Below are 23,294 nucleotides of genomic sequence, written 5' to 3'. Positions count from 1 at the left end.
TTGCCACACAAAAGAACGAGGGCCCCGGAAGAAGGAATCCCCGGGAAAAAGAACGAGCCCCGCACCTCCCGAAGGAGATGCGGGGCTCGCATCAGGTCAGCGCGCTCAGACGAGCTCGGTGACGGTACCGCCGGCGGCGGTGATCTTCTCGGCGGCGGAGCCGGAGACGGCGTCGACCGTCACCTGCAGCGCGACCGAGATCTCGCCGGTGCCGAGCACCTTGACGAGGGAGTTCTTGCGAACCGCGCCCTTGGCGACCAGGTCCTCGACGGTGACCTCTCCACCCTGCGGGTAGAGCTCGGCCAGCTTGTCGAGGTTGACGACCTGGAACGTGATCTTGAACGGGTTCTTGAAGCCCTTCAGCTTCGGCAGGCGCATGTGGAGGGGCATCTGGCCACCCTCGAAGCGCTGCGGAACCTGGTAGCGGGCCTTGGTGCCCTTGGTGCCACGACCGGCGGTCTTACCCTTGGAGCCCTCACCACGACCCACGCGGATCTTCTCGGTCTTGGCACCCGGGGCGGGACGCAGGTTGTGGATCTTGATCGGGTTGTCGCCCATGATCAGTCCACCTCCTCAACCGTCACCAGGTGACGGACCGTCTGGGCCATCCCGCGGATCTCGGGACGGTCCTCCTTCACCACGACGTCGTGCATGCGCTTGAGACCAAGCGAACGCAGGGTGTCACGGTGATTCTGCTTGCTGCCGATGTACGACTTGGTCTGCGTGATCTTCAGGCGAGCCATCAGGCGCTCACCCCTGCAGCGCGAGCCCGCAGCAGCGCGGCCGGGGCCACGTCCTCCAGCGGGAGGCCACGACGGGCGGCGATCTCCTCGGGGCGCACGAGGCCCTTCAGAGCGGCCACCGTGGCGTGCACGATGTTGATCGCGTTGTCCGAGCCGAGCGACTTCGACAGGATGTCGTGGATGCCGGCGCACTCCAGGACGGCGCGCACCGGACCACCGGCGATAACACCGGTACCGGGGGCGGCGGGCTTCAGCAGCACGACGCCGGCGGCCTTCTCACCCTGGATGGGGTGCGGGATGGTGCCCTGGATACGGGGGACCTTGAAGAAGTTCTTCTTGGCCTCCTCAACACCCTTGGCGATGGCGGCCGGAACCTCCTTCGCCTTCCCGTAACCAACACCCACGGTGCCCTCGCCATCGCCCACCACGACCAGCGCGGTGAAGGAGAAGCGACGACCACCCTTGACAACCTTGGCGACACGGTTGATCGCGACGACGCGCTCGACGTAAGCGGTCTTCTCGACGGCGGGGGCGTTGCCCCGGTCGTCACGCTTACGGTCGCGCCGCTCGCCACCGGTGCCGCCGCCGGCGCCGCTACCGCGGCGCTGGGGTCCAGCCATTGGAATTACCTCTCTCGATTACGTCCGCCGACAGAGTCGACGAGCGGCTTAGAAGTCGAGCCCGGCCTCACGGGCCGCGTCCGCCAGGGCGGCGATGCGGCCGGCGTACCGGTTGCCCGCGCGGTCGAACACGACCGCCTCGATGCCGGCGGCCTTGGCGCGCTCGGCGACCAGGCTCCCGACCTTCTTGGCCAGCTCGGTCTTGTCGCCCTCGGCGCCCTTGATGGACACGTCGAGGGTGGACGCCGACGCCAGGGTGTGACCCTTGGCGTCGTCGATGACCTGGGCGACCATGTGACGGTTCGAGCGCGTCACAACGAGACGCGGACGCACCTCGGTGCCGACGACGCGCTTGCGAACGCGGATCGCGCGGCGCTTGCGAGCGGCGCTCTTGTAGGCGTTGCCCTTGCCGATCTTGACAGAGACGCTCATCGCTTACTTACCACTCTTTCCGACCTTGCGGCGGATGACCTCGCCCGCGTACTTGACGCCCTTGGCCTTGTACGGGTCGGGCTTGCGCAGCTTGCGGATCTTCGCGGCGACCTCGCCGACCTTCTGCTTGTCGATGCCGTCCACGTGGAACTTGGTGGGCGACTCGACGACGAAGGAGATGCCCTCCGGCGCGGGGACCAGGATGGGGTGGCTGTAGCCGAGCTGGAACTCCATGTCGGAGCCCTTCGCAGCGACTCGGTAGCCGACACCGCTGATCTCCAGCGACTTGCGGTAGCCCGCGGTCACGCCGGTGATCATGTTCGCCACCAGCGTGCGGGTCAGGCCGTGCAGGGCCTTCGAGCGACGCTCGTCGTTCGGGCGGGTGACGAGCACGATGCCGTCCTCGCCCTTGCCGATCTCGATCGGCTCGGCGACGACGTGGGTGAGGGTGCCCTTGGGGCCCTTCACCGAGACCGCCTGGCCATCGATGGTGACGTCCACGCCAGCGGGGACCTGGATGGGCAGCCGTCCAATGCGCGACATTGCTGTACCTCCGTTTCCCGAATTACCAGACGTAGGCGAGAACTTCTCCGCCTACGCCCTTCTTGGCGGCCTGCTTGTCGGTCAGGAGGCCGGACGACGTGGAGATGATGGCCACGCCCAGGCCGCCGAGAACCTTCGGCAGGTTGGTGGACTTTGCGTAAACGCGCAGACCCGGCTTGCTGATCCGCTTGATGCCGGCGATCGAGCGCTCACGGTTGGGGCCGAACTTGAGCTCGATGGTCAGCTTCTTGCCGACCTCGCCCTCGACGGGCTCCTCAACCTTGTAGGAGGAGATGTACCCCTCCTGCTGCAGGATCTGGGCGACGTGCGCCTTGATCTTGCTGGCCGGCATCGCCACGGAGTCGTGGTACGCCGAGTTCGCGTTACGCAGACGCGTGAGCATGTCTGCGATGGGGTCGGTCATGGTCATGATGGCCTCAGGCCTCTCTCGCCGTGGTTTCTCCGCACCAGGTCCCCCCGCCGCACTCTTCCGAGTGCGTCAGGGGCACAAGCGCAGGGGACCTACGACGTAGTAAGACTGGGTGCGAGCCCTCCCAGAAGAGGACCACGGACAACCATGGGGAAGCCGTGGCAGGGGGCCCGACCCCACAACCTTACGGGATTCCGCAAGGAGGCCCAAAACGAGCCGGTGTGGGATCGGGCACCTCTGCTTCGCTAGCGGTGCCTAGGGCTCTGGATTACCAGGAGCTCTTGGTCACGCCCGGCAGCTCGCCGCGGTGCGCCATCTCGCGGAGGCACACACGGCACAGGCCGAACTTGCGGTACACCGAGTGCGGACGGCCGCAGCGCTGGCACCGGGTGTAGGCCCGGACGCCGAACTTCGGCTTGCGCTCGGACTTCGCGATGAGGGACTTCTTCGCCATTGGCTCACGCCTCCTTGAACGGGAAGCCCAGAGCGCGCAGGAGCGCCCGGCCCTCGTCGTCGGTCTGAGCGGTGGTCACGACGGTGATGTCCATACCGCGCTGACGGTCGACCTTGTCCTGGTCGATCTCGTGGAACATAACCTGCTCGGTCAGACCGAAGGTGTAGTTGCCACGGCCGTCGAACTGCTTCGGGGAGAGGCCACGGAAGTCACGGATACGCGGCAGGGCCAGCGACACCAGACGGTCCAGGAACTCCCACATGCGGTCACCACGGAGGGTGACGTGCGTGCCGATCGGCTGGCCCTCGCGCAGCTTGAACTGCGCGATGGACTTGCGAGCCTTGGTCACGGCCGGCTTCTGACCGGTGATCGCGGTCAGGTCGCGGATCGCGCCCTCGATCAGCTTGCTGTCACGGGCGGCCTCGCCGACACCCATGTTGACCACGACCTTGACCAGGCCGGGGATCAGCATGACGTTCTCGTACGAGAACTGCTCCTGCAGCTGGCCCTTGATCTCGGAGTTGTAACGCTCCTTGAGGCGGGGGGCCACCTTCTCAACAGTCGTCTCAGACATCAGATGTCCTCACCGGTTCGCTTGGCAACGCGGATCTTGTTGCCCTCGTCGTCGAAGCGGTAGCCAACGCGGGTGACGACCTTCTTGCCGTCCTTCTCCACGACCAGCTGGACGTTGGAGACGTGAACCGGGGCCTCGACGGTGACGATGCCACCCTGGGTGCCCGGACCCGGCTTGGTGTGCTTCTTGACCCGGTTCACACCCTCGACCAGGACCTTGTTCTCAGCGGGGATGGCCTGGATGACCTTGCCCTGCTTGCCCTTGTCCTTGCCGGTGATGACCTGAACCAGGTCACCCTTCTTGATCTTCATGCTGTTCGCCATGGGTTAGAGCACCTCCGGCGCCAGCGAGATGATCTTCATGAACTTCTTGTCGCGCAGCTCGCGGCCGACCGGGCCGAAGATGCGGGTGCCACGGGGGTCACCCTCGGTGTTCTTCAGCACGACAGCGGCGTTCTCGTCGAAGCGGATGTACGAGCCATCCGGACGACGACGCTCCTTGACGGTGCGGACGACGACGCACTTGACGACGTCACCCTTCTTCACCGAACCACCGGGGATCGCGTCCTTGACGGTCGCGACGATGACGTCCCCGATTCCGGCGTAGCGACGACCGGAGCCACCGAGAACACGGATGCAAAGGATCTCCTTGGCACCAGTGTTGTCGGCAACACGCAGTCGCGACTCCTGCTGGATCACAGCTTTCTCCTGATCGTCAACGAGAGTCGACGGGCCGGCCGCTGCTCACACCGGCGTCCCGGGGGGACCCGCTGCACATACGGCCGTACCACATCGGCTTCGTTACTTGGCCTTCTCGAGGATCTCGACGACGCGCCAGCGCTTCGTCGCGGACAGCGGGCGGGTCTCCGCGAGGAGGACCCGGTCGCCGATGCCGCAGGCGTTGGCCTCGTCGTGCGCCTTCAGCTTGTTCGTACGGCGGATGACCTTGCCGTACAGAGCGTGCTTGACGCGGTCCTCGACGGCGACGACGACGGTCTTGTCCATCTTGTCGCTGACGACGAGACCCTCACGGGTCTTGCGGAAACCGCGCGTCTCGTTGGTGTTCTCAGTCATCAGGCGTTCTCCACCGTCTCGATGCCCAGCTCGCGCTCGCGCATCAGGGTGTAGATCCGCGCGATGTCCTTACGGACGAGCTTGAGCCGTCCGTGGTTGTCGAGCTGCCCGGTCGCCGCCTGGAAGCGGAGGTTGAACAGCTCCTCCTTGGCCTCGCGAAGCTTGGCAACGAGACCCTCGTTGTCCAGCGAGCGAAGCTCAGCAGCCTTGGTAGCGGCCGACATCAGCTCTCACCGTCCTCGCGCCGGACGATCCGGCACTTCATCGGCAGCTTGTGCGCGGCGCGGGTGAGCGCCTCGCGAGCAACCTTCTCGTTCGGGTACGACAGCTCGAACATGACCCGACCCGGGTGCACGTTCGCGATCCACCACTCCGGCGAACCCTTACCGGAACCCATGCGGGTCTCGGCCGGCTTCTTGGTCAGCGGACGGTCCGGGTAGATGTTGATCCAGACCTTGCCGCCACGGCGGATGTGACGGGTGATCGCGATACGAGCGGACTCGATCTGACGGTTCGTCACGTAGGCCGGGGTCACGGCCTGGATGCCGAACTGGCCGAACGCCAGCTCGGTGCCACCCTTGGAAGCGCCGCGACGCTTCGGGTGGTGCTGCTTGCGGTGCTTGACCCGACGGGGGATCAGCATTGCGGTCAGGCCTCCGTTCCGGTGTTCTCGGCAGCCGGAGCCTCGGCGACCGGGGCCGCGGGGGCCTCGGCAGCGGCGGGACGACGGCCGCGGCCACCGCGCTCGCCACCACGGCGCTCGCCACCGCGGGCGGGACGACCACCCTCGGGACGGGCCGGGCGGTTGCCCGAGCGGGCAGCGGCGTTCTCAGCGCGGACCTCGGCGATGTTCTTGACGTCGCCCTTGTAGATCCAGACCTTCACGCCGATGCGGCCGAAGGTGGTCTTGGCCTCGAAGAAGCCGTAGTCGACGTTCGCGCGCAGGGTGTGCAGCGGCACACGGCCCTCGCGGTAGAACTCCGAACGGCTCATCTCGGCGCCGCCGAGACGACCGGAGCACTGGACCTTGATGCCCTTGGCGCCGGACTTCATGGTGCCCTGCATCGACTTGCGCATGGCACGGCGGAACGACACGCGGGAGGACAGCTGCTCCGCGACGCCCTGAGCCACGAGCTGGGCGTCCAGCTCGGGGTTCTTGACCTCGAGGATGTTCAGCTGGACCTGCTTGCCGGTCAGCTTCTCGAGGTCGCCGCGGATGCGGTCGGCCTCGGTGCCACGGCGGCCGATGACGATGCCGGGGCGGGCGGTGTGGATGTCGACGCGGACGCGGTCGCGGGTGCGCTCGATCTCGACCTTGGAGATGCCGGCGCGCTCCATGCCCTTCGTCATCATGCGACGAATGGCGACGTCTTCCTTGACGTAGTCCTTGTACAGCTTGTCGGCGTACCAGCGGGACTTGAAGTCCGTGCTGATGCCGAGGCGGAACCCGTGCGGGTTAACCTTCTGGCCCATTACCGGGTCCCTTCCTTGCTGCTGACGACCACGGTGATGTGGCTGGTCCGCTTGCGGATCCGGTAGGCACGGCCCTGGGCGCGCGGACGGAACCGCTTCAGGGTCGGGCCCTCGTCAACGTACGCCTCAGAGATGTAGAGGTCGTCCACGTTGGAGTGGTTGTAGTTGTGCGCGGCGTTGGCAATGGCGCTGTCGAGCACCTTGCCGACCGGCACGGTGGCGGCCTGCGGAGCGAAACGCAGGACGGCCTGGGCCTCCGTGGCGTTCAGGCCACGGATGAGGTCCACCACGCGGCGGGCCTTCATGGGCGTGACGCGGATGTACCGCGCCTGGGCCCTGGCTTCCATGGTTGTCCCCTTAATGGAGTAAGTCATTGAGTCGTTCTGGCGCTGAAGCTCAGGCGACTTAGCGACGCTTCGACTTGCGGTCGTCCTTGACGTGACCGCGGAACGTGCGGGTCGGAGCGAACTCGCCGAGCTTGTGGCCGACCATCGACTCGGTGACGAACACCGGGACGTGCTTGCGGCCATCGTGGACCGCGATCGTGTGACCGAGCATGCTCGGGGAGATCACGGAACGACGGGACCAGGTCTTGATGACGTTCTGGGTACCCGCCTCGTTCTGAACGTCCACCTTCTTGATGAGGTGGCCGTCGATGAAGGGGCCCTTCTTGAGACTGCGCGGCATCTGACCTGCTCCTAGCGCTTCTTGTTGGTCTTGCGGCGGCGCACGATGAGCTTGTCCGACGCCTTGTTCGGGCGACGGGTACGGCCCTCGGGCTTACCCCATGGCGAGACCGGGTGGCGACCACCGGAGGTCTTACCCTCACCACCACCGTGCGGGTGGTCGATCGGGTTCATGGCGACACCACGCACGGTCGGGCGGACGCCCTTCCAGCGCATACGGCCGGCCTTGCCCCAGTTGATGTTCGACTGCTCGGCGTTGCCGACCTCGCCGATGGTGGCGCGGCAGCGGGCGTCGACCAGGCGGATCTCACCGGAGGGCATGCGCAGGTGCGCCATCTTGCCCTCACGCGCCAGCAGCTGGATGCCGGAGCCGGCGGAGCGGGCCAGCTTGGCACCGCCGCCGGGACGCAGCTCAACCGCGTGGATGGTGGTACCGACCGGGATGTTGCGCAGCGGCAGGTTGTTGCCCGGCTTGATGTCGGCGCCAGCGCCGTTCTCGATCCGGTCGCCCTGCGTGATGCCGCGCGGCGCGATGATGTAGCGCTTCTCGCCGTCCGCGTAGTGCAGGAGCGCGATGCGCGCGGTGCGGTTCGGGTCGTACTCGATGTGCGCGACCTTGGCCGGCACGCCGTCCTTGTCGTGACGACGGAAGTCGATCACGCGGTAGGCGCGCTTGTGACCGCCACCCTGGTGGCGAGCGGTGACACGACCGGCGTTGTTACGGCCGCCCTTGCTGTGCAGGGGGCGAACCAGCGACTTCTCCGGCGTGGACCGCGTGATTTCTACGAAGTCGGCCACGCTGGAGCCACGACGGCCCGGCGTAGTCGGCTTGTACTTGCGGATGCCCATTTGGCTCTCTCGTCCTCGTCCTAATCGACGATCACGATCTCCTTGTTCAGGAGACCGGACCACCGAAGATGTCGATGCGGTTGCCCTCGGCCAGCGTCACGATGGCGCGCTTGGTGTCCTTGCGCTTGCCAAAGCCCGTCTTGGACCGCTTGCGCTTGCCCTGACGGTTGATCGTGTTGACAGCCTCGACCTTGACCGAGAAGACCGCCTCGACGGCCTGCTTGATCTGGGTCTTGTTGGCGCCCGGCGACACGATGAACGTGTACTTGTTCTCGTCGAGAAGGCTGTAGCTCTTCTCGGAGATGACCGGCTTCACCAGGACGTCACGGGGGTCCGTGAACGTCTTGCTCGTAACGTCGCTCATCAGGCGGCGCTCCCTTCGAGCTCGCCCTCAGCGGCAACGGCCTTGGCGGACGCGGCCGGACCGGCCACGAAACGCTCGAAGGCGGCCTGGGTGAAGACCACATCGTCGGAGACGAGCACGTCGTAGGTGTTCAGCTGACCGGCGTCCAGGATGTGCACGTGCGGCAGGTTGCGAGCGGACTTGAGGCCCAGCTCGTCCGAACGCTCGACGACCAGGAGGACGTTCTTGCGCTCGGTGATCTTGCCGAACAGGCTCTTGGCGGCCTTGGTCGACGGCGCCTCGGTCGCGGTCACGTCGGTGATGACGTGGATGCGGTTGTGGCGGGCCCGGTCGGTGAGCGCACCGCGCAGGGCGGCGGCGATCATCTTCTTCGGGGTCCGCTGCGAGTAGTCGCGCGGCACGGGACCGTGCACGACGCCACCGCCGGCGAACTGCGGCGCACGGGTCGAGCCCTGACGGGCGCGGCCGGTGCCCTTCTGGCGGTACGGCTTCTTGCCGCCACCGCGGACCTCGCCACGAGTCTTGGTCTTGTGGGTGCCCTGACGGGCCGCAGCGAGCTGCGCCACGACGACCTGGTGCATCAGCGGAACGCTGACCTTCGCGTCGAAGATCTCGGCCGGCAGCTCGATGCTGCCGGTCTTGTCGCCAGCCGGCGACAGGATGTCAATGGTGCTCATTTCCTCACAGCCCCTTCGCCGCGGTGCGGACGAGGACGAGGCCGCCGTTCGGGCCCGGGACGGCGCCCTTGATGAGCAGCAGACCCTTCTCCGCGTCGACCGCGTGCACGGTCAGGTTCTGGGTGGTCACACGCTCGTGACCCATCCGACCAGCCATGCGCAGGCCCTTGAACACACGGCCCGGGGTGGCGCAGCCACCGATGGAACCGGGCGAACGGTGCTTGCGCTGGGTGCCGTGACCGGCGCCGAGACCACGGAAGTTGTGGCGCTTCATGACACCGGCGAAGCCCTTGCCCTTGGAGGTGCCGGTCACGTCGACCTTGACACCCGCCTCGAACAGCTCGGCGGTGATCTCCTGGCCCAGGGTGTACTCGGACGCGTCCGAGGTACGGAGCTCGACCAGGTGGCGGCGCGGGGTGACACCGGCCTTGGCGAAGTGACCCGCGAGGGGCTTGTTCACCTTGCGGGGGTCGATCTCGCCGAAGCCGATCTGGACGGCGTCGTAGCCGGCCGGGCTGTCGGCGGTGTGGACCTGGGTCACGACATTGGGCCCAGCCTTGACGACGGTCACCGGGACGACCCGGTTGTTCTCGTCCCAGACCTGGGTCATGCCGAGCTTCTCGCCCAGGATGCCCTTAATCTGCTTAGCCATCTTCGGTGCGCCTCTCAGAGCTTGATCTCGATGTCGACGCCGGCCGGCAGGTCGAGACGCATCAGCGAGTCAACCGTCTTCGGCGTGGGGTCGAGGATGTCGATCAGACGCTTGTGAGTACGCATCTCGAAGTGCTCGCGCGAGTCCTTGTACTTGTGCGGCGAGCGGATGACGCAGTACACGTTCTTCTCAGTGGGCAGCGGCACCGGGCCTGCGACCTGCGCACCAGTCCGGATCACCGTCTCGACGATCTTCTTCGCCGAGGAGTCGATGACCTCGTGGTCGTAGGCCTTGAGCCGGATGCGGATCTTCTGTCCCGCCATGGCTACTCAGTAGTCCTTTGTCTTAATTGCTACGCGACTTCCATCCGACCCCCGCGCTCGGGCGTGTCGCACTCGCGCTTGCAAAAAACCGGCGAAGAACTCGTCGGTTTCAAACTTTCCGGGGTGGAGGGTGCCGGATCGAGGCCCCGCGTACGCTTCCCGGAAGATTCCCGTACTTTCGCCCCGCAGCTGCCGTGGCGTCGACTTCACGCTTAACGGCCATCACGGGAACGACGAGTACGTGGGACTCGCTTCCGGTCCTCCCGGCGGGAGGCGCGCAGCATCGGCACTCAACCGAGCAACTTGGACATACTGCCACATGGAGCAGCCCGGATGCCAATCGGGGCCGGTGAGGTCTCCCTCACCGGCCCCGTTCGGGTGACCGTCCTCAGCGGCGCGCGGCGCCGGGCCCCGGCGTCACCAGGGCCGCTTGCTGCCGCAGGTGAGCGCCCACTCCTCGCCGGTCACGTTGGCGCACCACAGCCGGCCCTTGTCGGGCTCGTTGTTGTACTCCTTGAGCTGCTTGTTCACCGGCGCGCAGTCCGTCGGCCCGGCCGGGTCGTACTTCGGGCACTTGCCGTCGCGGTTCACCAGGATGTGGGCGCGCCAGGCGTCCGCACCCATGTCGATGCCCTTGGCGTCGGCCGTCGGCACGAACTCCGGCTTGGTGGTCGGCATGTAGCGGTCCGCCGACCAGGAGGCGGCCATGGTGGCGAACAGCGCCACCGCGCAGACCGCGCCGGCGACCAGCCGGCCGGTGACGGCCGGGCGCAGGGTCAGCGGCACGGGCCCGCCGTCGGTGCCGACGCGCTGCACCGTCCGCAGCCAGCCGGCACCCCGCTGGACGACGAACATCAGGCCGAGCACCGCGAGGATCATCAGCGCGTAGAGGATGATCCAGGTGGTGCGCGGGTACAGCATGACGGCCTTGTCCTTGGCCAGGTGCGAGGCGAAGTAGAAGCGCAGCAGCCAGGCGCTGATCAGGGTCGCCGCGGTGGTCCGGACGGTGATGCTGCGCAGTCCGAGGCCGAGCGCCAGTGCGACGCCGGCCAGCAGCATCAGCGTGTAGGCGCTCTGCCCGGCGAGCTCACCGTGCCAGGGGAAGTTGTGGTACGTCAGGTCGCCGTTGCGGTCCGAGGCCCAGCTCATGATGTACGCCGGGTCGATGTACACCGAGAGGTAGGCGTACCGGTCCGTGGCCTGGGCGCCGCCCTTGACCAGCTCGTACAGCAGCGGCGAGCCCACCACGCCGGCGCTGACCAGGGTCGCGGCCAGGAACAGCAGCGCGCGCTTGACCCGGGCGGCACCCCGGCGCCACGGCACCAGGAACAGCGTCAGGACGAAGACGCCCGGCGCGGCCCAGACGAACCAGCCCGAGTACCAGAGGAACATCACGCCGAAGGAGGCGCCGAAGCCGACCCCGCGCAGCACGGTGGAGCGCGTGCTCAGCTCGTGCGCCCGGCGCAGCTCGCGCAGGGCCCCGGCCAGCATCGGCACCATGACCAGCATGGTGACGTGGCTGTACGGCCGGATCGGGTCCAGGAAGAGGATCGCCGCCGGGACGGCGATCAGCAGCGCCCAGACCGGGCGCAGCAGCAGGCGCCAGGACAGGTAGGCCATCGGGCCGACCAGCGCGCTGCAGATCAGCTGGACGTCCTTCATGGCGTAGCCGACGCCGCCGACGCCGCCGTAGAACAGCTTCGACCAGACCGCCAGCACGGCCGGGAAGCCGGGCGGGTAGACGCCGGGCAGGCCCTGGCCGCGCAGCATGTCGTTGGCCATGCCCATGAGGTTGCCCGGGTCGCCCTCCTGGCCGCCGAGGCCCCAGTCGGTGCCGTTCAGCGCCACCGCGATGCCGCCGGCGACCACGCCGGTGGCCAGGCCTGCGACGGCCGCGCAGACCAGCCGCTGGAGCACCTGGTAGCGGGCCAGGCTGCCCCGGTAGGCGGCGTAGAGCAGCACCCCGAGGACGGGCAGGCCCACGACGGCCGCGTACTTCTGCACCATGGCCAGGCCGCTGACCTGACCGACCCGGTTGAGCGGGTTGACGTTGATGCGGGTGCAGAGCAGCGTGAAGACGAAGGCCGCCACGATCGAGACCAGGGCCTCGGCCGAGCGCACCGCCCAGGGCCGTGCCAGCAGGCCGTCCATGCGCCCGAGGCGGGCGGAGATCGCGCCCTCCGCTTGTCGGGACTCCGCCTGGGAGCCGCCGACCGGGCTGGTGGCCAGATCAGTCATGTCAGTCACTTCCGTGCGGTGGCCACGTCCGGTGAGTGGCATGGAGTGGCGTGGTGGTCGGCGATCGGAGAACAGCGGTCATCATAAAACCGCCGTCCGGAGCCCGGGCTCCGGACGTCGGCCCGCGACGGCCGCCCAGTGCCTGGTCAGCTGCTGCGGACGGCGCGGCCGACCATGGCGCCGGCGTGGGCGAAGTCACCCGCGCCGAGGCGCCCGGCGGCGACCATCAGGGCGTGCAGGCGGGAGGAGAGGTGCAGGTCCGCCGAGCGGGCCGCGGCCGTCCAGCCCTTGGCGCGCAGCTCCTTGGAGATCAGCGTGTAGTAGCGCAGCTCCTCGTCGAAGCGCTTGCCGTCCTTGACCCGGTTCGAGGAGTCGCTGGCCTGGTGACGGCGGTAGCGGAACACCTCGCGCTCGTCGACCAGCAGGTTGCCGCCCTCCATCAGCATGTCGACCATGAAGGCGAGGTCGTGGATGGCGTCGATGTCCGGGCGGTACGGGATCTTCGACAGCGCGGACTGGCGGTAGGTGAGCGACGGCGTGTAGAGCCAGTTGCCGGAGAGCAGGCTCTTCACCGCGGCCTCGCCGCCGATCACGCCGGCCTTGCGGGCCGGGGCGCTGATCCGGCGCTTGACCTTGTCGCCGATGCCGAGCGCGGGCACCAGGTTCCCGTCGCTGTCCATCACCCGCACGCCGGGCTGGACGGCGATCGCGGTCGGGTCGGCCCGCAGGCGCTCCAGGACGACGTCCAGGTAGTCGGGCTCCAGCAGGTCGTCGGCGCCCATCATCGAGACGAACTCGCGCTCGGCCAGGGTGGAGGCCTTGTAGGTGTTGCCGTTCGGGCCGAGCCGCTCCTCGTTGCGGACGTACCGGATCCGCTCGTCGTCCAGGCTCTCGATGTACTCGAGCGCCCGGGTGCCCGGGTACTGGTCATCCACGATGGTCAGCCGCCAGTCCTGCTGGTGCTGGGCCCGGATGCTGTCGATGGTGGCGAACAGGTACTCCGGGTCGCCGTAGTACGGGATGACGAAATCGACGCTCATAACGGCGCCGCACCTCCTGGTCCTGGATCATGCTTCGGTGCCGCCCGGCCGCGGCCGCAGGGCGAGCCAAGTCAACCAGCTTTGCCCGGCCGGTGCGTCGGCCGGTCCGCCCACCCGGGCCCGGAGCCCGGGCGAACCGCGGCGCAAGGGGCCCGAAAGGGAAATTCCGGCGCACGGAAATGCGTCCGGCGGGCGACCCGGAAATGAATCGTCCCGGCGATGTCCGGATTTCCCCCGTTTTCAAAACATCCACACCTTCGCAAAGGTGGTCTGGACCAATAGGATACCTTCGGAGCGACATGTCGGCCCCCGGCGATCCGGGTTCTGAAGGGCTCCACTCGATGACCATCAGCGTTCCGCAGCACGCCAATAGGCCTCGGCGGTCGCATGCGATACCGGTGACTCCCCCTCCCGTTCAACGGATGAACGGGCGTCAGAGTTCAGCCTGGTGGCTCCCGGTCGAGGGACTCGTCGGGGTGTCCGCCGCCCTGCTCATGACCTGGACGGCCCGGTTCGTCCACGTCGATCCCATGGTGCGGGTCGGTCAGGTCAGCGGACTCGCCGGTCTGCAACTCGTCCTGCTGCTCGCGATGGGCGGCACCGTCGGACTTCTGCTGCTCGTGATGCGCCGGTGGCCGGTGCTCCCGCTGCAATTCGGTGCCGCGATATTCGCCGGCCTCTCCAGCGGCGTCCTCGCCGCGGCCGTCTCGCTCGCACTCCGCGGCACCCCCTGGCCGCTCGGCGGTCAGGGCGGCGACGCCGGAGTCCTCCAGGGCTGGGCCTTCAACATCATCCACGGCCAGCCGATCGACGACACCTACCCGCCGCTTTTCCCCCACCTGCTCGGCTGGTACACCCGGCACTTCACCGACGGCGACCCGGGCCACGCGCTGAAGATCGTCAGCCTGGTGTTCATCGCGCTGCTCGGACCGACGGCCTACGTGGCCTGGCGGCTCATCCTCCCCCCGCTGTGGGCCCTCGGCATCGGCGTCACCGCCTCGCTCCCGCTGGCCGACCCGTACAAGCCGTACACCACGATCGTGCTGGTCGGGCTGCTGCCGGTGCTGGCCAAGCTGCTGCAGCTGATCCAGCGCTCCCAGCTCCTCGGCCGCCGCCGCGCGGCCGTCCTGGGCGCCGTCGTCGGGGCGGTGCTCGGGCTGCTGTTCCTGCTGTACTCGGGCTGGTTCGTCTGGTCCGCGGCCGGCCTGGTGCTGATGGGCGTCGTCCTGCTGGTCCGCCAGTGGCGCACCCACGGCACCCCCGCCCTGGTGACGGCCCTGCTGCTGGTCGGCTCGGCCGGCGCGGTCTTCGTCTCGGTGTCCGGCTTCTACCTCACCCGGTTCCTCTCCTCCGCGGGCGGCGCCGTCGACCGCTACTGCTACTTCGACGTCTACACGGAGCCCAGCTACTTCACGATGTGGGGCGGCGACATGCCCGGCGGCCTCGGGCTCGGCGCCTGGCCGCAGCCCGGCGAGATCGGCGGCGTCGGCCTGTTCGCCGTCGTGCTGCTGGTCGGGGCCGCCGCCGCGCTCGTGGTCGGCCCGCGCAACTCCGTGGTGCTGGCCACCGCGGCCGCCGCGGCGAGCGCCTTCCTGATGCGCTACTGGTACGCCTCCCACATGTGGAAGGACCAGGCGGTGATGCTCTACCCGCGCACCAACCAGCAGCTGCTCTACTGCTTCGTGGTGCTCACCGGCCTGGCCCTGTTCCTCGGCGTCGAGCGCCTCCTGGAACGGCGGCACCGGACCGTTCCCCGGGAGCACCCCGAGCGGCCCGGGCGCACGCCCCGCCGCTACGCGCTGGCCTCGCTGTGCGCGCTCGGCCTGCTGATCGGCATGGCCGGCTCCTCCACCGGCAGCCGGTACATGCCCGAGCCCGCCGCCCGGATCGACAGCACCGGCAACCTCGCCCACACCGCCCAGGTCCTGCGCGGGCTGAACGGCGTCTGCTCGCCCTACGCGGACGCCGCGCAGTGCGTCGACCCGGTGCCGCCGGCGGTCTTCGACCAGGCCGCGAAGATCAGGAAGGACCAGGAGAACCAGCAGAAGCCCGAGTACCGGGTGCTGAGCTGCCAGGAGGGCGGCAGCCCGTACCCGCACGCCCCCAAGCCCACCCCCACCACCACCAAGGGGGCCGGCCGGCCGGAGACCCTGCTGGAGGCCCTGGTCCGGGGTTGAGCGCCCCCGGACACGGCTGAGGGCCGGCACCCCGTTCGGGGTTGCCGGCCCTCGGCCGTCGGTGCCGGGCGCCCGGCCCTCGGCCCTCGCCGCGGGAGGCGGGTCAGCGGTCGGAGCCGACCGGGGCGTCGAGGCGGTCGTTGTTGTGGCGGACGCCCTCGGTGATGGCGACCGTACGGGCCAGGTCCGTGAGCTTCTTCTCCAGCGAGCGGAAGCGCAGGTAGGTGTTGAGCGTCAGGAAGCCCATGGCGATCACCATCAGGTAGAGCACCAGGTCGGTGCCGCGGCCCACGCCCAGCGCGGTGGCCAGCTTGGTGACGCCGGCCGGCCACAGGATCGCGATCACGTTGGCGATCACGAACAGCGCGAAGGCGATGCGCTTCCACGCCCGGGTGTTCGCGGCGTCCCAGCGCCGGACGAACAGGAGGGCCATGGCCACCGCGGCCAGGACGAGGATCAGCTGAATCCAGAGGTGATTCATCGGCGGTTACGCTCCCGCAGCGAGATGTCGAAGAGGATGTTCACGCCGTTGATCAGGGACTGGCCCTTGGCGCGCGAGTAGTCGGTGTAGAGGATGTCCACCGGGACCTCGGCGACCCGGAGGTCCGAGCCGGCGAGGAAGGAAACGATCTCCGAGGCGTGCGCCATGCCGTTCATGGTGATCCGGATCCGGCTGGCGGCCTCGCGGTTCATCACCCGCAGGCCGTTGTGCGCGTCGGTCAGCTTGAGCTTGCGGGCGGTCGGGCTGACGGCCGCGGCGGTGCGGAGCACGACCCGCTTGATCCACGGCACCTGGCCGGTCTGCTCGATGAAGCGGGAGCCGAGCACGATGTCGGCCTCGCCCCCGCGCAGCAGCGCGACCATCTTCTCGACGTCGGCCGTCTGGTGCTGGCCGTCCGCGTCGAAGGTGGCGAAGTACTCCGCGCCCTCCTGCTCCAGGGCGTACCGCAGGCCGGTCTGCAGGGCGGCGCCCTGGCCCAGGTTGACCGGGTGGCGCACCAGGTGCGCGCCGGTCGTCATGACGTGCTTGGCCGTGTCGTCGGTGCAGCCGTCGTCGATCACCACGATGTTGGGGAAGGTCTTGCGTGCCCCTTCCACGACGTCGGCGATCACCTGGCCTTCGTTGTAGGCCGGGATCACCAGCCAGACGTTGTCATACTCGGACACAGGGGGCTCCATGCTTGGCGAACGGCACGGCGGCGCGTGCCTGGGTCTGTCTGTCGTCGGTGGTGATCACGGGCGTCGTCGGCCAATCACGGTCACGTCCCCCGCCCTCACGAGGTCCGCAGCGGCTCGGCCGCACCGCGGTCGTCCAGCCCGGTGTGCCCGGGGGCGGGACGCGAGGGGAACGCCCGGTACAGCGACCAGAGCATCAGGACGGCGCTGACCAGCGCTCCGGCGAGGTACGCGAGCTCGGCGCGCACGCCGACGGCGCCGGGGGCGAGCGCGACAGCTACCAATGCTACGGAACCGGCGGACCAGCCCACCAGCTGCCGGCGGTGCTGCCCGCTCGACATCAGCGCCTGGCCGAAGACCGTCGCGAGGACGTAGCAGAGGGTGCCGAGGACGAGCCACGCGAAGTCCAGCGGGCCGAGCAGGTCCTTGGCGTTGAAGAGCAGCGGGTTGAGCCAGGCGCCGAGGGCGATCACCGGCAGGCCGCCGCCGATGCACATCGCGGCGACGATCGCGGTGGTGCGGGTCAGCACCTTGCGGAACTCGGCGTGGTCGCCGGCCGCGGCGGCGCCGGAGAGCGCGGAGACCATCGAGGCCTGCAGGGCGCTGTAGGCGAAGAGCGGGACGCGGGCCATCACCACGGCCTGGCCGAGGGCGAAGACCAGGGCGTCGGAGGCCTCGGAGTGCTTCGGCGCCAGCAGGCGCACGCAGACGACGGTCGCGTTGACCACCAGCTGGCTGAGCATCACGGAGGCGATCAGCAGGCCGAGGCCGCCGGTGAGCTGGCGCCAGGCGACCTCGGGCCCGGGCGCGCGGTCCGCGAGGATGCCGCGCAGGCCGATCAGTGAGGCGGCGACGGGGGCGACCACCAGGATCAGGCCGAAGGCCAGTGCCGAGTGCAGTCCGATCGCGGCGGTCAGCGCGGCCAGGCCGATGCGCAGGGCGCCGTCGACGGCCAGCTGGGTGCCGTAGGGCCCGAACAGGCCGAGGCCGGCCAGCGCGCCGCGGGAGACCGAGCTCACCGCGAGGCCCGCCATGCCGCCGGCGAGCGCCACCACGAGCGTGCGGTCGCCGCCGAACAGCTGGTCGGCGATCGGGCCGGCGGCGGCGGCCAGCAGGGCGCAGGCCGCCGCGAGGATGGCCAGGGCGAGCAGCAGCATCCGCCGGACCGCCGGCAGCGCGCCGTGCCCGGCCACCTTGCGGGCGGCGACCAGGCGCGTCAGTTCGAGCTCGACGGGCTGGAACAGGCCCCAGCCGATCGACATCACGATGGTCCAGAGCATCGTCACCCTGGCTGCGCCGGCCGTCCCGAGGCTGTAGCCCACGAGCGCCATGTAGACGTACGCCGAGGCGCCGAGCACGACCGTCCCACCGACCACGAGCCGCGCCCCCGGGGGTAGGACCCCAAGCAGCTTGGCGATCGGGTTCTTCATCACATGATCACCGAATTCATCGGCCGACCTTGCCACACGTCTCCGCACGAGGCCGGCCCGGCCGTGCGATTGCTGTGAATAGTAGCGGGTGGGCGTGAACATCCGATGACGGTGGGTCCCACCGTCAGCCACCGGGGAAGGTACGGCCCCACGGCTCCGTCCAGAGGTTCTGAGGATCGCTCAGCACCGTCACCGTGACACCGGCCGCGGCCAGGTCCCGCTTGATCCGTTCGCCCACCGACCGGTCCGCGGTCACGATGGTCGGCCGCACCGGCGCGGCCGGGAGCTTGGCGATGGCGCCCTTGAGGCGACCCATCGACTTCTGGTAGTCCTCCTCCTTCACCTGGGGGCCGCCGATCGACACCCAGTGGATGTCGTAGAGCGCCGCCATGTCGCCGCCGCGCCGGTTCATCAGCGAGGCGAGCCAGGTGGCCTTGAGGTTCTTGTAGTCGTCGTTGGCGAAGAGCACGATGACCGGGCCCGCGCTCGGGATGTCCAGCGCCGCCGCGCCCTTGGGGCCCATGTCCCCCTTGAACTCGCCGCGCCCCCAGACCACCAGCCGGTTGCCGGACCACGCCGACGGGTTGTCCTCGGTGGTCAGGAAGCCCCACTGCACGTTGGCGAAGAGGCTGAGCGCGGCGGCCACGGCCAGCCCGGAGGCCACCAGCTCGCCGGCCCGCCGCCGCAGCGTGCGGGCGCTCCCCCGGTACGCGGGCTGGAGGGCGATCCCGACGGCGCCGAGCGAGATCAGGCTGACCACGACGCCGACGGCCGTCATCTTGTGGATGTAGTAGGAGTACCGCCCGATGCTGTGCAGCTGGTACGCGGCGAAGGCGCTGAGCAGCGCGCCGGTGCCGAGCAGCACCGCGAGGTGGGCCTGGCCGGAGGCGGTCCTGCGGTAGCGCGGCATGGCCGCGGCGAGCAGGGCGAGCAGCCCGCCGCCGATCAGCACCGCGCGGTCGGCCTCGACGCTCGGGCCGCTCATGTTCGAGGCGCCGGCCACGTCCAGGTCGCCCATCAGCGAGAGGACGCTCGGCAGCGCCGCCACGCCCAGCGCGCACGCCAGCGCGCCGGCGGTCCACCACCAGCTCCACGGGAGCCTGCGCCGGTGCACCACCACCGCGCCCAGCAGGGCCACCCCCACGAAGGCGCCGTAGATGTTGTAGGTGTAGGTGACGGTGATCAGACCGGCCGAGGCGGCCAGCAGGAACTCGACGGGGCCCATCGCGGGGCGGATCAGCACGGCGAGCGCGAGCGCGATCAGCAGCAGGCCGATGAAGGTCGAGTCGAAGCCGTGGATCAGCAGGTCCGTGTAGTTGCTCGCGAACATGAGGGCGCCGACGCTCGCGCACACCGCGGCGCACCGCCACCCGTACAGCCGCGGCCCGGCGATCCACCGGGCGGCCCAGACCAGCGCGGCGCAGAACAGCGCGTAGGCCAGCAGCAGGTACAGGAAGTACCGGTTCATCGTGTAGAGCATGTCGCCGGGGTCGGCGCCGGAGTGGACCACCGCGTCGACCCAGGCCAGCAGGAAGTGCGAGCCCTGCGGGTACGTCACCTCGGACGGCGGGATCAGGAAGTTCCGGGCGGCCTCCTGGTGGAGGAAGTTGAAGCCGCCGACGCCCTGGATGCCGGAGAAGAAGGAGAAGTGCGCGAGGCGGTCCTCGGAGGTGGCGAACAGCGCGACCCGCTCGGCCGCCGACGTCCCCGCGACGGGGTGGAAGAGGTAGTGCCAGATGCCGTAGCCGGTGCCCAGGACCAGGAGGTCGGACCAGCGGAAGCGCACCGGCAGCCGCGGCGCGCGGCGGGCGGCCCAGGCCGCCACCGTCACCACGCTGAACATCAGACCGGTGGTGGGGATCGGCGACAGGCCCCACGGCCAGAGCGAGAAGAGCAGACCGAAGGTCAGCACCGAGCCGGCCAGCAGCAGCCCGGCCACGAACAGCCGGTCCAGCAGCACGCCGCCGACCCTGATCACGGCGGCTATCGCGAGCAGCAGCAGCGGCAGCAGCACCACGCCCAGGTGCAGCGTGACCAGCCCGGCCGGCACCAGCCAGGACAGTACGAGCCCCCCGGCCAGCACGAGCGGGCTGCGGCGGCCGGGCCGCCCCCCGCCGGTCGGGGCGGGTGGCGGCCCCGGCGGCGAGGTCGGTCGCGAGGCCTCGCGCTCGCGCTCGGGCGTGGAATGTACGGTCGACACGGTGCCGTGCCCCTTCGGTCGGAGTCCCTGCCGCCCGTCTCCCCCAGCCGGGTGCGGACTTCCTCTACCGTGAGCGGGCAGGCTACGAGCGCCCAGCATACCGAGTAGGCCCTTGCCGACAGCGGCTCAGGGCCCCGGGTGCACGGTCTGCGAACCGTCCGGAGCAACGCCGTTCAGCCGCGGAACACCCAGACCTTCAGCAGGACGAAGCGGGCCACCGTGGCGAGGCCGTTGGCGACGACCAGTCCGGCCACCTCGACCGGTCGGGAGGCGTCCGGCGCGACCTGGTCGAGCAGGGCGAGTACGCCCGCGCTGAGGCCGAGTCCGATCAGGAAGGCCACCGCGCCCTGCAGTTGGTGCCGGACCATCCCCTGCGCGCCGGTCACCCCGAAGGTGAACCGCCGGTTGGCCGCGGTGTTGGCCACCGCGCTGACGGCCAGCGCGATCAGGTTGGCCGCCTGCGGGTCGGTGAACCACCGCGCGGCGACGAAGAGCCCCAGGTAGAAGAGGGTGCTGAGGGCGCCGATGACCAGGAAGGACGGCAGCTGACGGCGGGTCGGCGGAGCGGGCTCGGACGTCCCCTCCTCGACGACGGTCACCGGCCCCGGCCCCGCTCGTCGTCCTCGGCCGAGTCGTAGCCGACGAAGTAGGTCGGCCGGGCCTGCACCGCCGAGTAGATCCTGCCGACGTACTCCCCCAGCAGTCCGACGCAGATCAGTTGCACGGCGCCGATGAACAGCATGCCGATGAACAGCGACGCCCAGCCCGGTACGGTCGCGCCGAGCACGTAGGAGACGGTGGTGTAGACCCCGAGGCCGATGCAGACCACGAAGCTCACCAGGCCCAGCCAGGTGGCGAGCCGCAGCGGGGCGGCGGAGAAGTTGGTGACGCTGTCCAGCGCCAGCCGGAGCATCTTGGACAGCGGGTAGTGGGTGCCGCCGGCCACCCGCTCCTCGCGGACGTACACCACCTCGCCGCTGGGGAAGCCGAGCCACGGCACCAGCAGCCGGTAGACCGGCTGGTGCTCGGGCAGCTGCTTGAGGGCCTCCACGGCCGCGCGGCTGAGCAGCCGGAAGTCGCCGGCCTGGTTGGGCATCCGCTTGCCGACCAGTCGGCGCATCAGCCAGTAGTAGGCGCCGGCCGTCCGGCGCTTGAAGGCGGTGTCGGTGCCGCGGTCCCCGCGGACGCCGTAGACCACGTCGAAGCCCTGCTCGCGAGCCAGGTCGAGCATCTCCGGGATCTTCTCCGGCGGGTCCTGCAGGTCGGCGTCGATGCTCACCACGTAGTCGCCGAGGGCCCGGTGGATGCCGGCGGTGAGCGCGGCCTGGTGCCCGGAGTTGCGGGCGAAGCGGACGATGCGGAACTCCGGCCAGTCCTGCCGGATCTTCTGCATCAGGACGGGCGTGGCGTCCGTGCTGCCGTCGTCGACGCCCACGACCTCGTAGTCGGTCCCGAGCCCGTCCAGGATCGGCCGCAGCCGCTCGACGGTGAACGGGAGCGCCTCCTGCTCGTTGTAGATCGGCATCACGACCGACAACAGTGGTGCCGTAGGCATGCGTTGGATCCCACTTTCCGCGACGGCGGGGCTGGACGGTGGCCCGACAATAACAGCCGGCCATGAGCGACCCGTGAGAGCGACCCGGGGGCGGGTGAGGGCCGGATGAAGGCCGAAGGGCTCCGCACACTCGCGTGTGCGGAGCCCTTCGGTTCGCCTGAGCGGTGCAGGCAGGTCAGAACACCGATTACTTGATGATCTTGGTGACCTGGCCGGCGCCGACGGTGCGGCCACCCTCACGGATGGCGAACTTCAGGCCCTCCTCCATGGCGATCGGCTGGATCAGCGCGACCGTCATGCCGGTGTTGTCGCCCGGCATGACCATCTCGGTGCCCTCGGGGAGGGTCACGACGCCGGTCACGTCCGTGGTACGGAAGTAGAACTGCGGGCGGTAGTTGTTGAAGAACGGGGTGTGGCGGCCACCCTCGTCCTTCGACAGGATGTAGGCCTGGGCCTCGAAGTCGGTGTGCGGGGTAACCGAACCCGGCTTGATGATGACCTGGCCGCGCTCGACGTCCTCGCGCTTGATGCCACGGAGCAGCAGACCGACGTTCTCACCGGCCTGGCCCTCGTCGAGCAGCTTGCGGAACATCTCGATGCCGGTGACCGTGGTGGTGGTCTTGGTCTCCTTGATGCCGATGATGTCGACAGTCTCGTTGACCTTGAGGATGCCACGCTCGATGCGGCCGGTGACGACGGTGCCACGACCGGTGATCGTGAAGACGTCCTCGATCGGCATCAGGAACGGCTGGTCCACGGCGCGGGCCGGGGTCGGGATGGCCTCGTCGACGGCGTGCATCAGGCCGAGGAGCTTCTCGCCCCACTCCTTGTCGCCCTCCAGCGCCTTCAGCGCGGAGACGCGGACGACCGGCAGGTCGTCGCCCGGGAACTCGTACTCGGAGAGGAGCTCACGGACCTCGAGCTCGACGAGCTCCAGGATCTCCTCGTCGTCCACCATGTCGGCCTTGTTCAGGGCGACGACGATGTAGGGGACGCCGACCTGGCGGGCCAGGAGGACGTGCTCCTTGGTCTGCGGCATCGGGCCGTCGGTGGCGGCGACGACGAGGATCGCACCGTCCATCTGGGCCGCACCGGTGATCATGTTCTTGATGTAGTCCGCGTGACCCGGGCAGTCGACGTGGGCGTAGTGACGCGCCTCGGTCTGGTACTCGACGTGCGCGATCGAGATGGTGATACCGCGCTGCCGCTCCTCCGGCGCCTTGTCGATCTGGTCGAACGGCGTGAAGGGGTTGATCTCCGGGTACGCGTCGTGCAGCACCTTGGTGATGGCCGCGGTAAGGGTCGTCTTACCGTGGTCAATGTGACCGATGGTGCCGATGTTGACGTGGGGCTTCGTCCGCTCGAACTTCGCCTTCGCCACTGCAGTCCTCCTGAGGACAGTTCTGTACGCCGTGCTGACGTCAGTTGGTCTTTGATCGGGATTGGGCCCGGGGTGCCTGAGCACTCCGCACCGTCCCGCGGGTGGGGGCCGGAGGCACCCGGGAGAATCCGACCGGATCCTCCCGGGACGCCTCCTAATAGCCTAAGGGTTCGCAATCGTCCCGAATGTCGGGACGTTCGCGGC

Annotated in this window: 31 protein-coding genes; 1 reads left to right on the top strand and 30 read right to left on the bottom strand. The window is 69.0% G+C overall.

Annotated elements, in window-relative coordinates; translation table 11 throughout:
* Positions 1-105 precede the first annotated feature (105 nt).
* The 23 genes from rplO to ACIRS1_RS12180 form a co-directional block, all read right to left on the bottom strand.
* Positions 106-558: a 50S ribosomal protein L15 gene (gene rplO / locus ACIRS1_RS12290; protein WP_380234346.1), complete on the bottom strand. Its 453-nt coding sequence runs from the start codon at positions 556-558 to the stop codon at positions 106-108.
* Between the two features lie 2 nt (positions 559-560).
* On the bottom strand, positions 561-743 hold the full coding sequence (rpmD, locus tag ACIRS1_RS12285; protein ID WP_030251557.1) for a 50S ribosomal protein L30: 183 nt from the start codon (positions 741-743) through the stop codon (positions 561-563).
* Entirely contained in the window at positions 743-1,363 is a 621-nt protein-coding gene (rpsE, locus tag ACIRS1_RS12280) for a 30S ribosomal protein S5 (RefSeq protein ID WP_350573992.1), read from the bottom strand. The genes rpmD and rpsE overlap by 1 nt, the downstream gene beginning before the upstream one ends.
* Positions 1,364-1,411: 48 nt before the next feature.
* Positions 1,412-1,795 carry a 50S ribosomal protein L18 gene (gene rplR, locus ACIRS1_RS12275; RefSeq protein ID WP_030232494.1) on the bottom strand — a complete coding sequence of 128 codons (384 nt, stop codon included), beginning with the start codon at positions 1,793-1,795 and terminating at the stop codon, positions 1,412-1,414.
* A gap of 3 nt (positions 1,796-1,798) precedes the next feature.
* Positions 1,799-2,338 (bottom strand): 50S ribosomal protein L6, encoded by a 540-nt coding sequence (gene rplF, locus ACIRS1_RS12270; protein ID WP_360209088.1) that lies wholly within the window; start codon positions 2,336-2,338, stop codon positions 1,799-1,801.
* Between the two features lie 22 nt (positions 2,339-2,360).
* Positions 2,361-2,768, bottom strand: coding sequence for a 30S ribosomal protein S8 (gene rpsH / locus ACIRS1_RS12265; protein ID WP_031063036.1), 408 nt, complete (start codon positions 2,766-2,768; stop codon positions 2,361-2,363).
* A 268-nt stretch (positions 2,769-3,036) separates the two neighbouring features.
* On the bottom strand, positions 3,037-3,222 hold the full coding sequence (locus ACIRS1_RS12260; RefSeq protein WP_030055830.1) for a type Z 30S ribosomal protein S14: 186 nt from the start codon (positions 3,220-3,222) through the stop codon (positions 3,037-3,039).
* A gap of 4 nt (positions 3,223-3,226) precedes the next feature.
* Complete coding sequence (rplE, locus tag ACIRS1_RS12255; RefSeq protein ID WP_030280779.1) at positions 3,227-3,796, bottom strand: 50S ribosomal protein L5; 570 nt, start codon at positions 3,794-3,796, stop codon at positions 3,227-3,229.
* The gene (gene rplX / locus ACIRS1_RS12250; protein WP_345286354.1) at positions 3,796-4,107 is read right to left on the bottom strand and encodes a 50S ribosomal protein L24; all 312 of its coding nucleotides are present in this window, start codon (positions 4,105-4,107) and stop codon (positions 3,796-3,798) included. Before rplX ends, rplE begins: the two co-directional genes overlap by 1 nt.
* A 15-nt stretch (positions 4,108-4,122) precedes the next feature.
* Positions 4,123-4,494, bottom strand: a complete 372-nt coding sequence (gene rplN / locus ACIRS1_RS12245; protein ID WP_030232481.1) for a 50S ribosomal protein L14 — start codon at positions 4,492-4,494, stop codon at positions 4,123-4,125.
* Between the two features lie 102 nt (positions 4,495-4,596).
* Positions 4,597-4,869 (bottom strand): 30S ribosomal protein S17, encoded by a 273-nt coding sequence (gene rpsQ, locus ACIRS1_RS12240; protein ID WP_030055826.1) that lies wholly within the window; start codon positions 4,867-4,869, stop codon positions 4,597-4,599.
* On the bottom strand, positions 4,869-5,093 hold the full coding sequence (gene rpmC / locus ACIRS1_RS12235) for a 50S ribosomal protein L29 (RefSeq protein WP_030232478.1): 225 nt from the start codon (positions 5,091-5,093) through the stop codon (positions 4,869-4,871). The genes rpsQ and rpmC overlap by 1 nt, the downstream gene beginning before the upstream one ends.
* The gene (gene rplP, locus ACIRS1_RS12230; RefSeq protein WP_030300385.1) at positions 5,093-5,512 is read right to left on the bottom strand and encodes a 50S ribosomal protein L16; all 420 of its coding nucleotides are present in this window, start codon (positions 5,510-5,512) and stop codon (positions 5,093-5,095) included. Before rplP ends, rpmC begins: the two co-directional genes overlap by 1 nt.
* A 5-nt stretch (positions 5,513-5,517) precedes the next feature.
* The gene (gene rpsC / locus ACIRS1_RS12225; RefSeq protein ID WP_030055823.1) at positions 5,518-6,342 is read right to left on the bottom strand and encodes a 30S ribosomal protein S3; all 825 of its coding nucleotides are present in this window, start codon (positions 6,340-6,342) and stop codon (positions 5,518-5,520) included.
* Positions 6,342-6,689 (bottom strand): 50S ribosomal protein L22, encoded by a 348-nt coding sequence (gene rplV, locus ACIRS1_RS12220; RefSeq protein ID WP_030232471.1) that lies wholly within the window; start codon positions 6,687-6,689, stop codon positions 6,342-6,344. Before rplV ends, rpsC begins: the two co-directional genes overlap by 1 nt.
* Before the next feature lie 58 nt (positions 6,690-6,747).
* Positions 6,748-7,029 (bottom strand): 30S ribosomal protein S19, encoded by a 282-nt coding sequence (rpsS, locus tag ACIRS1_RS12215; protein WP_030232469.1) that lies wholly within the window; start codon positions 7,027-7,029, stop codon positions 6,748-6,750.
* Positions 7,030-7,040: 11 nt separating this feature from the next.
* Positions 7,041-7,877, bottom strand: coding sequence for a 50S ribosomal protein L2 (rplB, locus tag ACIRS1_RS12210; protein WP_360209092.1), 837 nt, complete (start codon positions 7,875-7,877; stop codon positions 7,041-7,043).
* Between the two features lie 46 nt (positions 7,878-7,923).
* A complete protein-coding gene (rplW, locus tag ACIRS1_RS12205; RefSeq protein WP_030280768.1) occupies positions 7,924-8,241 on the bottom strand; it encodes a 50S ribosomal protein L23 in 318 nt (105 codons plus the stop codon).
* Complete coding sequence (rplD, locus tag ACIRS1_RS12200) at positions 8,241-8,918, bottom strand: 50S ribosomal protein L4 (RefSeq protein ID WP_360209095.1); 678 nt, start codon at positions 8,916-8,918, stop codon at positions 8,241-8,243. The genes rplW and rplD overlap by 1 nt, the downstream gene beginning before the upstream one ends.
* Before the next feature lie 4 nt (positions 8,919-8,922).
* Positions 8,923-9,570, bottom strand: a complete 648-nt coding sequence (gene rplC / locus ACIRS1_RS12195) for a 50S ribosomal protein L3 (RefSeq protein WP_153460994.1) — start codon at positions 9,568-9,570, stop codon at positions 8,923-8,925.
* Positions 9,571-9,584: 14 nt separating this feature from the next.
* Complete coding sequence (gene rpsJ, locus ACIRS1_RS12190) at positions 9,585-9,893, bottom strand: 30S ribosomal protein S10 (protein ID WP_012785157.1); 309 nt, start codon at positions 9,891-9,893, stop codon at positions 9,585-9,587.
* 417 nt (positions 9,894-10,310) lie between these two features.
* Positions 10,311-12,131 carry a hypothetical protein gene (locus ACIRS1_RS12185; protein WP_402838789.1) on the bottom strand — a complete coding sequence of 607 codons (1,821 nt, stop codon included), beginning with the start codon at positions 12,129-12,131 and terminating at the stop codon, positions 10,311-10,313.
* Between the two features lie 146 nt (positions 12,132-12,277).
* Complete coding sequence (locus ACIRS1_RS12180; protein WP_360209101.1) at positions 12,278-13,171, bottom strand: glycosyltransferase; 894 nt, start codon at positions 13,169-13,171, stop codon at positions 12,278-12,280.
* A 422-nt stretch (positions 13,172-13,593) separates the two neighbouring features.
* Between ACIRS1_RS12180 and ACIRS1_RS12175 the strand changes: the two genes are divergently transcribed.
* Complete coding sequence (locus ACIRS1_RS12175; protein WP_402838787.1) at positions 13,594-15,348, top strand: hypothetical protein; 1,755 nt, start codon at positions 13,594-13,596, stop codon at positions 15,346-15,348.
* Positions 15,349-15,451: 103 nt separating this feature from the next.
* Here ACIRS1_RS12175 and ACIRS1_RS12170 read toward each other — a convergent pair whose 3' ends face one another.
* From ACIRS1_RS12170 to tuf, 7 genes are all read right to left on the bottom strand, one after another.
* The gene (locus ACIRS1_RS12170; RefSeq protein WP_360209106.1) at positions 15,452-15,829 is read right to left on the bottom strand and encodes a DUF2304 domain-containing protein; all 378 of its coding nucleotides are present in this window, start codon (positions 15,827-15,829) and stop codon (positions 15,452-15,454) included.
* On the bottom strand, positions 15,826-16,515 hold the full coding sequence (locus tag ACIRS1_RS12165) for a glycosyltransferase family 2 protein (RefSeq protein WP_360209108.1): 690 nt from the start codon (positions 16,513-16,515) through the stop codon (positions 15,826-15,828). Before ACIRS1_RS12165 ends, ACIRS1_RS12170 begins: the two co-directional genes overlap by 4 nt.
* 107 nt (positions 16,516-16,622) lie before the next feature.
* On the bottom strand, positions 16,623-17,954 hold the full coding sequence (locus ACIRS1_RS12160; protein ID WP_387901118.1) for a hypothetical protein: 1,332 nt from the start codon (positions 17,952-17,954) through the stop codon (positions 16,623-16,625).
* A 124-nt stretch (positions 17,955-18,078) separates the two neighbouring features.
* The gene (locus ACIRS1_RS12155) at positions 18,079-20,154 is read right to left on the bottom strand and encodes a hypothetical protein (protein WP_402838784.1); all 2,076 of its coding nucleotides are present in this window, start codon (positions 20,152-20,154) and stop codon (positions 18,079-18,081) included.
* A gap of 173 nt (positions 20,155-20,327) precedes the next feature.
* Entirely contained in the window at positions 20,328-20,753 is a 426-nt protein-coding gene (locus ACIRS1_RS12150; protein ID WP_402838781.1) for a GtrA family protein, read from the bottom strand.
* Positions 20,750-21,709 (bottom strand): glycosyltransferase family 2 protein, encoded by a 960-nt coding sequence (locus tag ACIRS1_RS12145; RefSeq protein ID WP_402838779.1) that lies wholly within the window; start codon positions 21,707-21,709, stop codon positions 20,750-20,752. Before ACIRS1_RS12145 ends, ACIRS1_RS12150 begins: the two co-directional genes overlap by 4 nt.
* 187 nt (positions 21,710-21,896) lie before the next feature.
* Complete coding sequence (tuf, locus tag ACIRS1_RS12140) at positions 21,897-23,090, bottom strand: elongation factor Tu (protein ID WP_326846505.1); 1,194 nt, start codon at positions 23,088-23,090, stop codon at positions 21,897-21,899.
* Positions 23,091-23,294 lie beyond the last annotated feature (204 nt).

Source organism: Kitasatospora sp. NPDC101176, assembly GCF_044768035.1.
GTDB lineage: Bacteria > Actinomycetota > Actinomycetes > Streptomycetales > Streptomycetaceae > Kitasatospora.
This window is presented reverse-complemented; position numbering and strand designations above follow the sequence as displayed.

What these genes read in the sequence shown, in the direction of transcription:
- rplD (WP_360209095.1), bottom strand. Translation starts at nt 8,918, where the DNA reads ATGAGCACCATTGACATCCTGTCGCCGGCTGGCGACAAGACCGGCAGC.
- ACIRS1_RS12145 (WP_402838779.1), bottom strand. Translation starts at nt 21,709, where the DNA reads ATGCCTACGGCACCACTGTTGTCGGTCGTGATGCCGATCTACAACGAG.
- rpsC (WP_030055823.1), bottom strand. Translation starts at nt 6,342, where the DNA reads ATGGGCCAGAAGGTTAACCCGCACGGGTTCCGCCTCGGCATCAGCACG.
- rpsQ (WP_030055826.1), bottom strand. Translation starts at nt 4,869, where the DNA reads ATGACTGAGAACACCAACGAGACGCGCGGTTTCCGCAAGACCCGTGAG.
- rpmC (WP_030232478.1), bottom strand. Translation starts at nt 5,093, where the DNA reads ATGTCGGCCGCTACCAAGGCTGCTGAGCTTCGCTCGCTGGACAACGAG.
- rpsE (WP_350573992.1), bottom strand. Translation starts at nt 1,363, where the DNA reads ATGGCTGGACCCCAGCGCCGCGGTAGCGGCGCCGGCGGCGGCACCGGT.
- rplE (WP_030280779.1), bottom strand. Translation starts at nt 3,796, where the DNA reads ATGTCTGAGACGACTGTTGAGAAGGTGGCCCCCCGCCTCAAGGAGCGT.
- rpmD (WP_030251557.1), bottom strand. Translation starts at nt 743, where the DNA reads ATGGCTCGCCTGAAGATCACGCAGACCAAGTCGTACATCGGCAGCAAG.
- rpsJ (WP_012785157.1), bottom strand. Translation starts at nt 9,893, where the DNA reads ATGGCGGGACAGAAGATCCGCATCCGGCTCAAGGCCTACGACCACGAG.
- rplB (WP_360209092.1), bottom strand. Translation starts at nt 7,877, where the DNA reads ATGGGCATCCGCAAGTACAAGCCGACTACGCCGGGCCGTCGTGGCTCC.
- rpsH (WP_031063036.1), bottom strand. Translation starts at nt 2,768, where the DNA reads ATGACCATGACCGACCCCATCGCAGACATGCTCACGCGTCTGCGTAAC.
- rplF (WP_360209088.1), bottom strand. Translation starts at nt 2,338, where the DNA reads ATGTCGCGCATTGGACGGCTGCCCATCCAGGTCCCCGCTGGCGTGGAC.
- ACIRS1_RS12160 (WP_387901118.1), bottom strand. Translation starts at nt 17,954, where the DNA reads ATGAAGAACCCGATCGCCAAGCTGCTTGGGGTCCTACCCCCGGGGGCG.
- rplX (WP_345286354.1), bottom strand. Translation starts at nt 4,107, where the DNA reads ATGAAGATCAAGAAGGGTGACCTGGTTCAGGTCATCACCGGCAAGGAC.
- rplW (WP_030280768.1), bottom strand. Translation starts at nt 8,241, where the DNA reads ATGAGCGACGTTACGAGCAAGACGTTCACGGACCCCCGTGACGTCCTG.
- rplV (WP_030232471.1), bottom strand. Translation starts at nt 6,689, where the DNA reads ATGGAAGCCAGGGCCCAGGCGCGGTACATCCGCGTCACGCCCATGAAG.
- ACIRS1_RS12170 (WP_360209106.1), bottom strand. Translation starts at nt 15,829, where the DNA reads ATGAATCACCTCTGGATTCAGCTGATCCTCGTCCTGGCCGCGGTGGCC.
- rpsS (WP_030232469.1), bottom strand. Translation starts at nt 7,029, where the DNA reads ATGCCGCGCAGTCTCAAGAAGGGCCCCTTCATCGACGGCCACCTCATC.
- rplP (WP_030300385.1), bottom strand. Translation starts at nt 5,512, where the DNA reads ATGCTGATCCCCCGTCGGGTCAAGCACCGCAAGCAGCACCACCCGAAG.
- rplO (WP_380234346.1), bottom strand. Translation starts at nt 558, where the DNA reads ATGGGCGACAACCCGATCAAGATCCACAACCTGCGTCCCGCCCCGGGT.
- ACIRS1_RS12175 (WP_402838787.1), top strand. Translation starts at nt 13,594, where the DNA reads ATGAACGGGCGTCAGAGTTCAGCCTGGTGGCTCCCGGTCGAGGGACTC.
- ACIRS1_RS12260 (WP_030055830.1), bottom strand. Translation starts at nt 3,222, where the DNA reads ATGGCGAAGAAGTCCCTCATCGCGAAGTCCGAGCGCAAGCCGAAGTTC.
- ACIRS1_RS12180 (WP_360209101.1), bottom strand. Translation starts at nt 13,171, where the DNA reads ATGAGCGTCGATTTCGTCATCCCGTACTACGGCGACCCGGAGTACCTG.
- rplC (WP_153460994.1), bottom strand. Translation starts at nt 9,570, where the DNA reads ATGGCTAAGCAGATTAAGGGCATCCTGGGCGAGAAGCTCGGCATGACC.
- rplR (WP_030232494.1), bottom strand. Translation starts at nt 1,795, where the DNA reads ATGAGCGTCTCTGTCAAGATCGGCAAGGGCAACGCCTACAAGAGCGCC.
- ACIRS1_RS12185 (WP_402838789.1), bottom strand. Translation starts at nt 12,131, where the DNA reads ATGACTGATCTGGCCACCAGCCCGGTCGGCGGCTCCCAGGCGGAGTCC.